The 13987-nt window shown below is 50.6% G+C and carries 8 protein-coding genes; 6 read left to right on the top strand and 2 right to left on the bottom strand.

Features of this window, described 5'->3' with window-relative positions:
* Positions 1–300 precede the first annotated feature (300 nt).
* On the bottom strand, positions 301–1173 hold the full coding sequence (locus ACL2XO_RS05475; protein WP_413742343.1) for a hypothetical protein: 873 nt from the start codon (positions 1171–1173) through the stop codon (positions 301–303).
* A 305-nt stretch (positions 1174–1478) separates the two neighbouring features.
* Here ACL2XO_RS05475 and ACL2XO_RS05470 point away from each other — a divergent pair, with 305 nt between their 5' ends.
* The 6 genes from ACL2XO_RS05470 to ACL2XO_RS05445 all read left to right on the top strand — a co-directional run bounded on the left by ACL2XO_RS05470 (position 1479) and on the right by ACL2XO_RS05445 (position 13220).
* A complete protein-coding gene (locus ACL2XO_RS05470) occupies positions 1479–2087 on the top strand; it encodes a TetR/AcrR family transcriptional regulator (protein ID WP_132923433.1) in 609 nt (202 codons plus the stop codon).
* A 1822-nt stretch (positions 2088–3909) separates the two neighbouring features.
* Positions 3910–4833: a LysR family transcriptional regulator gene (locus ACL2XO_RS05465; RefSeq protein WP_132923434.1), complete on the top strand. Its 924-nt coding sequence runs from the start codon at positions 3910–3912 to the stop codon at positions 4831–4833.
* 118 nt (positions 4834–4951) lie between these two features.
* Positions 4952–5413 (top strand): hypothetical protein, encoded by a 462-nt coding sequence (locus ACL2XO_RS05460; protein ID WP_413726577.1) that lies wholly within the window; start codon positions 4952–4954, stop codon positions 5411–5413.
* 808 nt (positions 5414–6221) lie between these two features.
* A complete protein-coding gene (locus tag ACL2XO_RS05455; RefSeq protein WP_413742342.1) occupies positions 6222–10460 on the top strand; it encodes an Ig-like domain-containing protein in 4239 nt (1412 codons plus the stop codon).
* 180 nt (positions 10461–10640) lie between these two features.
* On the top strand, positions 10641–11807 hold the full coding sequence (locus ACL2XO_RS05450; RefSeq protein ID WP_413742341.1) for a hypothetical protein: 1167 nt from the start codon (positions 10641–10643) through the stop codon (positions 11805–11807).
* Between the two features lie 291 nt (positions 11808–12098).
* Positions 12099–13220 (top strand): Ig-like domain-containing protein, encoded by a 1122-nt coding sequence (locus tag ACL2XO_RS05445; RefSeq protein WP_413726574.1) that lies wholly within the window; start codon positions 12099–12101, stop codon positions 13218–13220.
* 60 nt (positions 13221–13280) lie between these two features.
* On the opposite strand, the gene ACL2XO_RS05440 is transcribed toward ACL2XO_RS05445, so the two are convergent.
* Positions 13281–13985 carry an ABC transporter ATP-binding protein gene (locus tag ACL2XO_RS05440; RefSeq protein ID WP_413726883.1) on the bottom strand — a complete coding sequence of 235 codons (705 nt, stop codon included), beginning with the start codon at positions 13983–13985 and terminating at the stop codon, positions 13281–13283.
* Between the last annotated feature and the right edge of the window lie 2 nt (positions 13986–13987).

Raw genomic sequence — 13987 nt, 5'->3', positions numbered from 1 at the left:
AAGCCCTCTTTTTACCCGCCGAACGGCGATCGGCGACGCAACCGCCGAAAACAAAGGTACCGCCCCGGCCGAAAGCTTTAACCAAAAAGAGGCGTAGTTTGGTTGTATCACATTATTTTGATAGGTAAGTTTTATTTTTTTCGAATAAACTTTCTTACATAATACTCCTGTTGCTCTTAAAGCTGAATAGCTATCAAAAATGGCATGGAGAAATTGCGATGAGATTAGCATTATCATCCCCCACGGTATTATTAATTAATCCTTAAGAGAAAGAATTTATAGGTAACACCATAAGCCGGATTATTCCCCGGCGATAAAATCCCCGCGATGTTCTTTAATCCAATCGATGACTGTTAATGCCGGTCGTTGGGTAAGAGCAAACAGGTCTGGCGTTGTCTCGGCATAAAATCCTTCACGTATTAATGTATCTTGCCCAAGCAGTGCCTCAATCAGCGGCGGAAGCAGACCGGCTCTCAGGTAGAGCGTCCGCTGCTCGTCTCGGGCGCGGTAGTGATATCTTACCCGCCGCGACAGGTTTTCTTCGAGATAATCGGCGATATAACCCATCGTCACCGCCGTGGGTCCGGTGAGATGATAAACCTTATCAGCGTGGCGCTCGGCGCCTTCCAGTAATATCCGCGCCGCGGCGGCCGCTACATCCGATGAGTCCACCAGCGCCGCCTGACCGGAACCCGCGATCCCGCCCCATAATCCCAACGGAACAAAGCGCGCCGCTACGGCTAAAACGGCATCCAGCGATAATGCCGGATGTATCCGGGTGGCCGTGATGCTTTGAGCGGCGAGATGCCTATCGGTCTCACTCTGCCATTGCCTTGCCGATTGCCTAGGGCATCCGCCGCCTTCCGATAGGTTGACCAGATAGGGCACTTCCGCCTGCACCGCTGCGTCGATCATGGCAAGATCGTAGCGGGAAGGTCTCTGCGGGTCCCCTCCGGCCAGAAAGGCCCGATCGGTATCCTGGAATGCAACCCGCAACGACAATGAATCCTCCCGTTGGATAGCCATATATTCAACGTTTCCCTTGTCGCGATGCCCACGAGCCAAATGGGGAGCATCGGTTAGCACCCGCACCCTGGCCCCTTGCGCGGCCAATGTATCGGTCAGTTTATCCACCGCCGTCCATGTCCCCCCCGCAATGGTCACCCTGATCATGGGAAAAACTCCTTTTGCCTATAAAAAGCGCCTTCGCTTCAGATAAGGAACCGCACCTTGCGGCGTTATGCCGATAATGGCTGACGCCTACCCGGCGCGGCAAAGCGAAATAATATCAATATTATCACTAAAATCGCGGAAATACCGACCGTTGCCGGACTTGTCCGCGATTTCGCCGGGGTCTGGCCGTAAAAAGACCGGCAGCGGCCTCATACAAAACCTTCACTACCCGGATATTGCGGGTGGCTTCGGCGGCCTAGGGGTAAGCGGTTGACTAAACTAATACGTACGACTATATTACTTTTATGGCTAGAGCATCTCATAAAGCAAAAATCCTGACCGTCGGCATGCAGGTCGTCCATGCACATGGCTTTGCCGGTGCGAGCGTAAGGGATATCGTCCAGGCGGCAGGTGTACCCCAAGGGTCGTTTACCAACCATTTCGCTTCTAAGGAAGCGTTCGGGCTGGAAGTAATCGACCTTTACTTCGCCAATGCCCGCAAGACCATCAGCGAAACGCTGCGTAATGACCAACTGCCGCCGCTGCAACGTTTGCGTGCCTATATTGACGCCGGTATCGACAGGCTTAATAAAAACCATATGCGCGACGGGTGCCTGCTTGGCAATTTCGCCGCCGAAGCCAGCGGCTGGAGCGAGCCCATCAGGCAGCGGTTAAATGACGTATTCGACGAGATCCAGCAATCCTTGGCTTATTGCCTGCGCGCCGCGGTTAAAGCCGGCGAACTGGATGCGCATCTGGACAGTGAAGAAATGGCGGGATTTATAGTCTCATCGCTCCAAGGCGCCAATCTACTGGCGAAAGCCCAGCTTAACCCCGCACCGGTGGAACGCTTCAGGGACCTGCTGTTTTCGGCGATATTGCCTCGGGTCCATGCCGCGAAAGCCACGCTGTAACCCGCGTTGGCTCGTTTTCCGCCGAGAGGGGCAACGGCTATCTCTGTTTTGACTGCAGTTCTTCCAACTGGCGTGAAGTATACGCCAATTGCTCTTTGAGAGAGTTAACAATATCCCCTTCCAGATCGTCAATCTTGTCGTGCAGCGCATACATTTCCAAATCGGCATTCACGTTGACATTGGAGGCGATTTCAGCACGTTAGCGACCCACTTCCCCTTCCCTCTCCTGATTCATCATGATGGCAGGGGCGGTATACGCGGCCTGGAATGATAATGGCTTGCGTTCATATAAACGTGCAGGTGCCAATCATTGAGGTGAGCTTGTCCGCCAGCCGTTGGCCTAAGGTTCTGGGAGCAACAAAATCCGAAGAGGGCATCAGTAAGGTAGCGCGCTCGCTTCGGCTACTGGTCCGCAATTCCTCAAGCTGTTTTTTTTGATTTTGCGTCCATAAAAGTATCCTGCTATAACGCGCTGATAGATAAGATATATTTAATATTTAGTTTGATTGTAAATTAATATTTATGATTTACCAGCTTACCAACTACACAAATTTATATAAATTTGTGTCTAATTTATGGACGATGAGAATCGGCTGTTTTCTCATTTTCTTATTGATTTTTATGATAAAAATGACCATAAGCACCGCTGGACCGCATTAACACTCTTCATGATAATGGTTAAAAAGATCTTAATAAATTTCTTTTCGACAGATACGGGCTGCGCCGCACCTATCCAAAGCAGGTCTAACCATTGCTTTTATTTATTAATCCCGGACGTGAGTAGCATATTTATAGACGTTCTGTTCGGGAGCTAAACTAAAATGACTGTCTTTACCGGATATGTTACAGTCATCACAGATTAAAACACCATTTTATAAGCCTTTTTCCTAATTTTTTTAATAATTTTATTGTGGAAAAGTGGCCTAGCGTAAAGCATTTTTTTAATAAAGAAGATATTCTAATCTATTGATAAAGTTGATTTTTATAAAGAAATATTAATTTTACTGATGGTTGAAAATAACGATTTTCCTCTCTCAACAAGAATCGTGAATAAATAATAATATCCCCTGAATGTTGAAAATTAGCATTGCCTTTAGTAATGTCTTTCCTTTATTGTCAAGCTTGTTTATTAAGCGTGAGCTGGATAACAATATCATGCAATTTTTTAATTTCCTCATACGAAATGCTTGTCAAGTTGTACACTGCGTCGTACCTTTTATCAATACCAGTAACATAAAGATCTCAGAGGATTTGTTAACAAATGCTGATGTAACGCGATAACTCTTGATACAGCAAAAAAACTGGAGTGATGAGAACTACTGAGTTCGCCCTTTATCCACCCGGCGGGGTTAGCATTAAATATCTACATATATCCACTCCTACAGATAGCCGGCGTGACCGGTACCATAGCGCTGTCTGCGGATGATGGCCGGCACATACCGGTTATGGTCAAGCCACGTTGCGGCAAACCGCATGATAAAACAGGCGCGATAAATTCCGGCTGTAATGATTGGCCTCGGAAAATACCAAAAGGAAGGCAAAAGAAGATATCTACCGACAGAAAAAATCAACAGAGAATTGCGAAGTTTTAAGCGTGCCTAAGGCTAATCAAAATAAATGGATATTTTTATGCCTCACGTCTGAATTATGTTATGCAAAAATGTTTATTAGACACAAATTCAGTCTTTGCAACGCTATAGTTTTTTAAACGAAAATTAAAATTTTTGTTATGGATGGTTTATTAAGCCTTTCTATAAAATTTGTCTACCAAATGAACTGTTTTTGACGTCCTAAAATGAGTGAGTAACGTTGGAGGTTTAACATGATTCTATTATCTAAGACATTAAGATATTTTATAGTTACCGCACAAGAGCAATCCATAAGAATGGCGGCGCTTATACTCTGCATTACTCCGTCTCCCCTTTGCCGGACAATTAAAATTTTTGAATTGAATCTGGGGCATAAATTATTTACCAGAACCAATAATGGCTTAAAACTCACTAATTATGGACGTGATCTGTATGCAACATTACTTCCATTATACCAGGAAATTTGTGAAATTGAAAAAAAAGTGATTAAAAAGACTCATCAAATTCAGAGTGGGAAATCAAGTTTAAAAATAGGACTTGATCATCGTGACTATTCGTATTTATCGCCTTTCTTATCTTCACCAGTATTTAAGGACACAAAAAATAATATCTCATTGGAATATTTCACTTCTGATGAGACAGATATCGGAGACATTCTTAATAAAGGTTTGTGTCAGATATTTTTTACCCAGAAAAAGATTCAATGTCCGCCGGGATTATTACACCAAGCATTGTCAACTGACACCATCATGCTGGCGGTTAAAAGCGATCTTAAGACTGAAGACTATAGCCAAAACGAACTTTTTATGAATAAAATCCTGGTTCAATATGAAGCAAACAAAAATGAAGAGATATTCGATGACATCGAAGGATATATTGCGAAGAATCAGCTAAATCCGAAGCGAGTATTTATTCCTGAATTGTATGTACAATTGTCTATGATTGAAAAAGGCGACGCCATAGGGCTCATGCCGTCATCCATAATTAACATCATCAACGATCGAAACTTCAAGGTGAAATTTATACCTTTTGATTGCGATGATAAAAAGTTAGTCATAGAACGTCATATCTATTACACTCGTGCCTATCAAGCATTTATGGAGGAAAAAATGATGCCTTTGATCACTAATCATGATGATAAGTGCTTAACAGGATAATTTTTACCTTGCTTGTATTGACATTTCCATACACAGTATCACTGGCAAACCTTAATTATCAAATTAATTTGATGCAGTTTTTAAATGGTTAACCAGTGATACTCTAAAATAAAAATTCATGGCTATGGAGAGCGACACGGCAAAAATTATCCTCTTTTTCATTCTTACCTCTCCAAAGCGCCATCCCTCGGTCCTTACCGGTAAACCGGGCTCTAATACCTCCTGCACTCGTATCGGGGTATTGCAAGTCGCGGCGCAAATTATCGCCGCCAACCTGAATGCCACTAAAAATGATTCCATTGCCAACGGCAGCGATTACAACAAGGCACGGTTCAATGCCACCGATGCCGCCGGCACCTTCCATGTCGTCACGCCGGGCATCAATGAAGGAACGGGGATGGATTCAAGTATTGCGGATATCAACGCCCGATTTTCTTCTTTTAGCATGTTAATACAATCGCTTATGACAAGAACCTGCGACGAGCACCCGTTTTTCCCGCCACTGTTACCGACAAAGATTAAGACCTGCCAAGGTATATCCGTCTCCACGTTAATTAACTCAAATTCCAGCCCGGGCTGAGACCGTAGCGGATCAGCGGAGACCGTCATGCTGTATACAAGCTATATTTATTGCTTAGCAAGATAATAGATTCATATAATTTATTCCTGAATAGTGATTAGGTGCTAATAGCATAATCATAAGAATACGATAGTCATGAACTAAGCTTGTCTTTGACCATAGCGGCTCGCCAACTTTTTTACCGGCTATCCTGAAGTAAAAATGCCCATGAACGGCCATATTCAAGGTGATAAGCAGGGGTTATCAGATCCAATCCTGTTTTGACTTTCTCCTGTCTGAGCGCCATCTTGGGCCTGCTCACCAACCGACGCCACCGGACTCGGTCCGCCTCCTCCATATCCCATTCCCGCTGTCAAATGAGCAACAAATTTCGATTTATGTGACTGAGGTTAATTAACTTTCAATATAGACTATGTATAAAAAATGATGGAATTGTCATGTGTGATGTGGCACTCTCGATATTATAACCCAGTCAGAACTTACATATTCTGAAAGAATATTAGCAATGTTAATGTAATCACCGGATTTTAATACAAGGGTATTTGATATCGATAAAACAATTTTATTTTAGAATCCATTCATACATTAACCACATGCGTTAATTGAAAATTATTTAATTAAAAGCTTTCAGTGAATACTGAGTAATGGTTTCACGCGTCCAAACGAAATAGACGGCAGGATAACAAAAATGGTTAACTCTCTTAATAATTATTTGATCGTATTGCTCATCCATGCCGCGCATAGTTTCAAAAAAACAGTTAATTTGGCGGGTTGCTACTCAGCGGATAAATTAAGATTATTTAATCTGATGGTATGGATCACCCTTGTTTTCCAATTCTTGTTTCCCATCAGTATTGCATTTTCGCCGGCCATTGCCGCCGCGATAAAACCGCAAACCATTATCGCAACCCAACCTTATGTCCTGGGGCCGGGTGAATCTCCGTTTTCCGTTGCGCACAAATATCATCTCAGCGTGGATGAACTCAAAAAATTTAATCAATTCCGGACATTCTCCAAGCCTTTCGAACAATCAGGTGTCGGGGATGAAATCGACGTTCCGCTGAATGTCGCTGATTTTTCCGCCCACGGCCCGGTATCTAAACCCCAAGCCCTCTCTTTGGGCAACTTCGGCGGAATGTCTGTCTTCAATGCGCAACCGTCCGCCGGTAACGGCATATTCACCACAGACGGCAATTCCGTCGGCGCTCCCGCGCCGGCGGATCAAAACCGCGAGGCCGCCAACGCCATGCTCCGTTCCGCCGCCACCGGGGAAATAGGTCAGAAAGCCCAGCAATGGCTTAATCAATTCGGCACCGCCCGGATACAGCTAAACGTTAATGATGACTTTCATCTGGACGGCAGCGCGTTCGATTTGCTGGTGCCGCTGTATGACAAACCCGACGAAATGCTGTTTAGCCAGTGGGGTTACCGGAATAAGGACAGCCGCAACACCATTAATATCGGCGCCGGCGCCCGTACCTGGCTAGGGAGCTGGATGTACGGCATGAACGCTTTTTATGACGAGGATATTACCGCCCATAACCGCCGGTTCGGCATGGGCCTGGAAGCCTGGCGGGATTATCTTAAACTTTCCGCCAATAATTATTTCCGGCTTTCCGATTGGCGCGAGTCAAGGGATTTGGAAGATTATAATGAACGCCCCGCCAATGGATTTGATATCCGTGCCGAGGCGTATTTACCCTCTTATCCCCAGTTGGGGGGCAAATTGATTTTCGAACAGTACCGCGGCGATAACGTGGCGCTGTTCGGCAAGGACAATCTGCAAAATAATCCCTACGCCGTGACCCTTGGCATGAACTACACCCCCATTAGCCTGGTCACCCTTGGCGTCGATTATCGCCAGGGCAAAGGCGATATGAACGACACCACCTTCAACCTGCAGATGAATTACCGGCTCGGGGCATCCTGGCAATCGCAAATCAGTGCCGACGGCGTGGCGTCGCTCAGGACGCTGGCCGGCAACCGCTACGATCTGGTGGATCGCAACTATGATATTGTATTGCAATACCAGAAACAGCAGGTGATTGAGCTCAGGCTGCCGGACCATGTCACCGGCTATGAAGGAGACCCGCTGACGGTCACCGCCCAGATCACCTCGAAATACGCCCTGGATCATATCGATTGGAATGACGCGGAAATCATCGCCGCCGGCGGTAAAGTCACGCAAGCGGGACAAAACACCCTCACCGTCACCTTGCCGCCCTATCAGCACGCCGGCGCCGCCACCAACCTGTATAACCTGAGCGCGGTGGCTTACGACGTCAGAAAGAATGCCTCCAATACCGCCTCCACCCGTATCGAGGTATTGCCCGTCGCGGCGCAAATCACCGCCGCCAACCTCAATGCCACTAAAAACAATGCCATTGCCAACGGCAGCGATTACAACGAGGTACGGGCCAAGGTTACCGATGCGGCCGGTAATCCGGTGGCCGGGCAAACGGTGACCTTTACCGCCACCAACGGCGCTACGGTCACCACGGTTACCGGCACCACCGGGGCGGACGGCTTCGCCATCGCCACCCTCACCAATCTGCGCGCCGGCACCAGCGTGGTCACCGCCACCCTGAACGGCGTAAGCCGTTCGGTTAACACAAACTTTAACCCTGACCCGTCTACCGCGAAAGTGACGCTGTCGGTGGTACGCACCGGCGTGGTGGCCAACGGCACCGCCACCAACGAGGTCAGCGCTTTAGTGGAAGATGCCAACGGTAATCCGCTTTCCGGCCAAACCGTCGCCTTTACCGCGACACTCGGCACCGTCACGGCGGTCATCAACCCCACCGGCGCGGACGGCATCGCCACAGCCACCCTCACCAGCCTCGAGGCCGGTTCCAGCACGGTCACCGCCACGCTGACCAACGGCAGCAGCCAGGGAAAAGACGTTGCATTTATTGCCGATGTCACCACTGCGCGCCTCGTGCTGAGCGTGGTGAACAGCGGCGCGACGGCGGACGGCGTTAATCGCAACGAGGTTCGGGCCCACGTCACCGATGCCAACGGCAATAATCTGGCCGGACAAACCGTCAACTTTACCGTCGCCGCTCCCGCTCTGCTTTTTGCGACCACCAATCCAACCGACGCGGGCGGCATCGTCACCGCCACCTTTATCAGCAAAAGCCCCGGCACCATGGCGGTCACCGCCACCCTGGGCAACGGCAGCAGCCAGGCGGAGAATATTGTCTTCATACCCGATACCGTCACCGCGAAAGTGGAACTGACCGTGATTCACACCGGCGCGGTGGCCAACGGCACCGCCACCAATGAGGTCAGCGCCCATGTCACCGATGCCCTGGGCAATAACCTGGCCGGACAATCCGTCACCTTTACCGCCAATGACGTCGATATCAGCCCGGTGACGCTAATCACCGGCGCCGACGGCACGGTGAGTGCGACTTTCACCAGCCATAAGGCGGTCGGCAGTACGGTGGTCGCCACCCTGACCAACGGCAACAATGCCAGTAAAGATATTGAATTTATCGCCGACACCGCCACCGCACGGGTCGTGCTGACCGTGGTGCATACCGGCGCCGTGGCTGACGGCATCGCCACCAACGAGGTCAGCGCCCTGGTGGAGGATGCCAACGGCAATAAACTGGAGGGGCAAACCATTACTTTCACCTCGACGCTTGGTACCGTCACGTCGGTCATTAACCCCACCGGCGCGGACGGCATCGCTACCGCCACCATCGTCAGTGATAACTCCGGCAACGGTACGGTTACCGCCACATTGACTAACGGCGCCAATCAAACCAAGGATATCGGCTTTATCGCCGACGTCTCCACCGCCCGGATTACCCTGACGCCGGTACGCACCGGCGCCGTGGCCAACGGCATCGCCACCAACGAGGTCAGCGCCCATGTCACCGATGCCAACGGCAATAATCTGGAGGGGCTAACCGTCACCTTTACCACGACGCTCGGCACCGTCACGGCGGTCATCAATCCCACCGGCGCGAACGGCATCGCCACCGCCACCATTGTCAGCAACAACTCCGGCGACGGTACGGTTACCGCCACATTAACCAACGGCGCCAATCAAACGGTGGCTATCGACTTTATCGCCGACATCGCCACCGCACGGGTCGTGCTGACCGTGGTGCACACCGGCGCCGTGGCTGACGGCATCGCCACCAACGAGGTCAGCGCCCTGGTGGAAGACGCCAACGGCAACAGGCTGGACGGACAAACCGTGACCTTTACCGCCACGAATGGCGCCACTGCTACGGCGGTCATCAATCCCACCGGCCCGGACGGCATCGCCACCGCGACCCTGGTCAGCGAGACGGAAGGCGATAGCGTGGTGACCGCGCAATTAGCCGGCGGCGTATCCGCCACAGAAACCGTCAACTTCGCGCGCAATATCTTTATCGTCAGCATTACCGTGACGGAAAATAACGGTTTGGCCAATGGCCTGGAGCCCAATACCGCCGATATACTGGTGCACAATGCCGCCGGCGCGCCATTATCCGGTGCGGAGTTAACAGTAAGCGGCATCAACGGCGCGGGGACATTCAGATTTACCTCACCCCTACCGGGCGCCACCACCCAAGGCACCACCGGCAGCGACGGCATTCTAAGAGTCCAATACACCAATACCTATGTAAGCGGAACATCCTTAACCGCCCATGCATCCAACGGTACGGAGCTTAGCGCCTCCGGGGGGAATTTCGCACTGCCCACCTTGACCATGACACCTCTGGTGGCCACGGCGCCGGCGGATAACACCACGCCGGCCAGCGTGCTCATCAGGCTAATATCCCCCCGCGGGAACCCGGTAGTCGGTAGCAATCTGGGGTTAAGTGCGCAACGGTATGTCAGCGGTACCCCGGAACCGACCCCGGCGGTGATGGTAAATACCAGCGCCATCACCGATGGCGCTGGTGAGACTACCGGCTACGTAATCAGCCCCACTCCCACCAGTTTGGTCTATGTCATCGTACAGATGTTGGACTTTAACGATGGCGGCCAAGGTTCGGCCGTTCGCCCTTATATACCGGCGGCGAACCTGACTTTTATTTCGCCTTAAACTTGGATTAAGACACGGTAAGCGGCAGTTTTGGCCTCCCGTGTCTTAATATCTGAAATGCAGCGATGTTTTTTTTTACCACTGTCGTCGATAAAAATGAACATTGAAGATTTTATCTTTCTATAACAATATTCCTTGGCAGCAACTGATGAATTATTTAAATTCACTGAGGATATTTCTATGCCTAATATTATTACCTTAACGGCCACTCCGAATCAATATTCCAGGACTCTAACTCCCCCCCCCAATATAGCACTGGAAGCATTGGTGGTAGATGCGGTCACCGGAGCACCCCAAGGCGGTGTCGTGGTCACATTTGAATCCCCAACCCCGCTGCTTGAGTTCGAACCGGCACCTGTCCCACCAGGATCACCGGTTACAGCAACGACAGATCCAGCAACCGGAATTGCCACAGTTAGCATTACCTTAAGCGCAGCAATCGGCGCACTGGTGGGTGTGATAAAAGTAACCGCCACCATCCCGGACGATTCCGCTACGGTCACCGTCCCGGTGTACGATCCCAATAAAGCACCGCTCTATGTCACTAATGCGGAAGATGGTATCATTGATCAATACGATATCAATTCCGGCATCCAGACGACCATCCCCCTCCAGCCAGGTATCGCAGCCGGATCACTGGTAACTTTCTATTGGGGAAGAGTACAAAGATCTCGCATTATCGATGTGAGTGACACCGGAGTGATTTTGGGATTGCCATGGGTTATCAATCTTAAAACGAATTTCCCCACCGCCAGTGTATTAACGGACGGCCGCTATTTGACTTTCTATACGGTAACCGAAGATCCCTCAAGTCCCACTTCAAATGCTGGGTCAAGCACGCCGAGGACGATTACCGTACAAGGCAGCGCTATCTCTCCCGCCACCCTTCTGGCGCCCCTGTTGCTCCCTGCCAGCTTGAATAACAAAATCAATGCGCTTGCCGCCGCCATTGGCGTGCAGATCCGTATCCCTCCGCAACCAGCAATTTCCGCTGGAAGTGGGACATATAGCATATTTTTAGTCGCCACGCCGCAAGGCCCCGGCGCAACCGGCCCCATCAGCAGAACCCTGGCCCTCGACCAGCCCGTTCCAACACCTATTCCCGCAGATGGTATTACCTTCAACGTTCCGGCTGCCACTTTGGCCGGGATAGACGATAGCATCGGGGACGTTTATTATGTCTATTCGCCCGCTACCGGCCCGGCATCAACTTCCCGCCATTTAGGGATACTGGTTGATACCGTTGGCCCCTTTGTCGAAGTCGATGACGAGGACGATCATCACCATCATGGCGGACACGGACACGGGCATGATCACCGCCCGGGGTGGGACCGAGACGATAAATAATATCGCAGGGAAAAAGTTGACAATCCACGATATGATAATTGATAGGTAAATATCCACAAGTAACGGCAACATTCATTAACCTATAATTATAATTTAGTTGATAGGACGATAGCTATTTGCTATCGTCCCTTTTCCGGATAATAAAATTAATATCAAATAATTTCTCAGCATCAAATTTCGACATAACCGCGTTAAAAAAAAACATTGTATATCTAATGGAATTCACCTAAATACTTCATTATCTAAATTAGCATTTGCCTTTTATAAAAGTTTCATATTAAGGAATAACGTATGCCAAATTCCATTTCCCTAACAGCCACGCCCGAAAGTTATCCCGTATCGGCAGAGTCAATAACGACCGTGACCGTAACCGCGACGGTGGTCAACGAACACGGCGATCCGGCACGCCATGTTGAGGTCACCTTCAGCTCACCACTGTTCAATTTTCAACCGGCAACTGTAGCCACCGACCACGCCGGTAAAGCTGTTCAGCGGTTAACCTATCCTTTAGGCGGCGTGATAACTATTACCGCGGCCCTTCATCACGGTCCATCGGCCACAGCCTCGGTATTTGCCTATTCTCCCGGACTGGCGCAGGTCAGGGTGACCAATGCACCCCATGACCATATCAATCAATATTCCATCAAATCCGGCGTTCAGGCTGAAATCCCCTCGCCGGGGAAAATCGCCGCCGGTTATCTGTTTGACTTCCATTGGGGAGAGGCCACCCGGCAGCGTTTGATAGAAAGCGAAATAGATGGCTTGCCGTATGGCGTGCCCTGGGTGCTAAACCTTAAAACCCAGTTTGCCCCCGATACGGTACTCAAAGACGGCCGTTATGCGGTCTATTATGCTGTTTTTGATCAGGCCGGCAATGTCGCCGTGTGCAAGCCGAAATACATCACCGTTACCGGCGGCGATTATTCCAAACTGCTGGCGCCGGTACTGCTGCCCGCTTCGTTGGACGATAAAATCGACCGTGAGGCCGCCCGTCGCGGCGTTACCATCCGCATACCGGCGCAGCCTGAAATCAAGGCGGGTTATACCTACCGCATCAATCTTAACATCATCCCCGGTATCCACAGCCATGAACCGGCCGAAACCCGGCATATCGCCTCCGGTACGGTGTCCGCAAGCGACAGAGCGATCAGTTTCGAGATTACCCACCGCAGCGGCCTGCTTGCGGGGCTGGATAACGTGAAGGGGGAATTCGTTTATGATATCGCCCCGGCGGGGGGGGGACGTATAACCCATTCTTTGCCGCTAGCCACACATATCGATACGGCAGGGCAGGGGTCCTTAACAGAAGAGTTAGCGCAAGAATCCTTTGGCGCGTCGACTGAAGAATCCAACGAAAATGTATCTGGATTATCCACTGAAGAGTTGACGCAAGAACCGGCAAAAGATGAGTGATTTATCCACCCATTGGCAAGAATCGGCGGGAGCCAACCCACTCCCGCCCCGCTGCCGGCATCATATTCCCCCCAGATAAGCCTGCCTTACCTCCCGGTTTTCCAGCAGCTGTGCGCCTGAGCCCTGCAGGCGGATGCGGCCGTTCGCCATCACATAGCCCCGGTCCGAAAGCTTAAGGGCATGGTGGGCGTTTTGTTCCACCAGAAACAGGGTCATGCCCTCACGGGCCAGCTCGCGCAGGGTCTGGAAAATCTGTTTTACCACCAGCGGCGCCAGCCCCAGGCTTGGTTCGTCCAACAGCAGTAATTTAGGCCGGCTCATCAGCGCCCGGGCAATGGCCAGCATTTGCTGCTCGCCGCCGGACAGGGTCATCGCCCGCTGGTGGCGGCGCTCTTCCAGATGAGGAAACAGCGTGAACATGCGCTGCAAATCCTCCGCTTCATGGCGATTGCCGATGGGAATAGTGCCCATTTGCAGATTTTCCGTCACCGTCATATCCGGAAAAACCCGCCGCCCCTCCGGCGCCTGGGCGATACCGGCGGCGGCAATGGAGTGAGTTGATTTGCGGCTGATATCCTCGCCGCGAAACAGAATTTGCCCGCCGGCGATGCGGGGCTGGCCGAAGATGGACATCAGCAGCGTGGATTTACCGGCGCCATTGGCGCCGATAAGCGCCACTGTCTCTCCCTCGTTAACCTCTAGAGAGACCTGCTGCAACGCCTGGATCGGGCCGTAAAATACATCCACCTCACGGAACTCCAGCATCC

Origin of the sequence: Sodalis sp. RH15, assembly GCF_047324255.1 — a bacterium.
GTDB lineage: Bacteria > Pseudomonadota > Gammaproteobacteria > Enterobacterales > Enterobacteriaceae > Acerihabitans > Acerihabitans ligni.
The sequence above is the reverse complement of the archived record's forward strand: the minus strand, read 5'-3'. Positions and strand labels throughout refer to the sequence as shown.

Bases quoted from the DNA above. Each gene is read 5' to 3' on its own strand.
- ACL2XO_RS05475 (WP_413742343.1), bottom strand. From the start codon at position 1,173: ATGATCAGGGTGACCATTGCGGGGGGGACATGGACGGCGGTGGATAAA.
- ACL2XO_RS05470 (WP_132923433.1), top strand. From the start codon at position 1,479: ATGGCTAGAGCATCTCATAAAGCAAAAATCCTGACCGTCGGCATGCAG.
- ACL2XO_RS05465 (WP_132923434.1), top strand. From the start codon at position 3,910: ATGATTCTATTATCTAAGACATTAAGATATTTTATAGTTACCGCACAA.
- ACL2XO_RS05460 (WP_413726577.1), top strand. From the start codon at position 4,952: ATGGCTATGGAGAGCGACACGGCAAAAATTATCCTCTTTTTCATTCTT.
- ACL2XO_RS05455 (WP_413742342.1), top strand. From the start codon at position 6,222: ATGGTATGGATCACCCTTGTTTTCCAATTCTTGTTTCCCATCAGTATT.
- ACL2XO_RS05450 (WP_413742341.1), top strand. From the start codon at position 10,641: ATGCCTAATATTATTACCTTAACGGCCACTCCGAATCAATATTCCAGG.
- ACL2XO_RS05445 (WP_413726574.1), top strand. From the start codon at position 12,099: ATGCCAAATTCCATTTCCCTAACAGCCACGCCCGAAAGTTATCCCGTA.
- ACL2XO_RS05440 (WP_413726883.1), bottom strand. From the start codon at position 13,985: ATGCTGGAGTTCCGTGAGGTGGATGTATTTTACGGCCCGATCCAGGCG.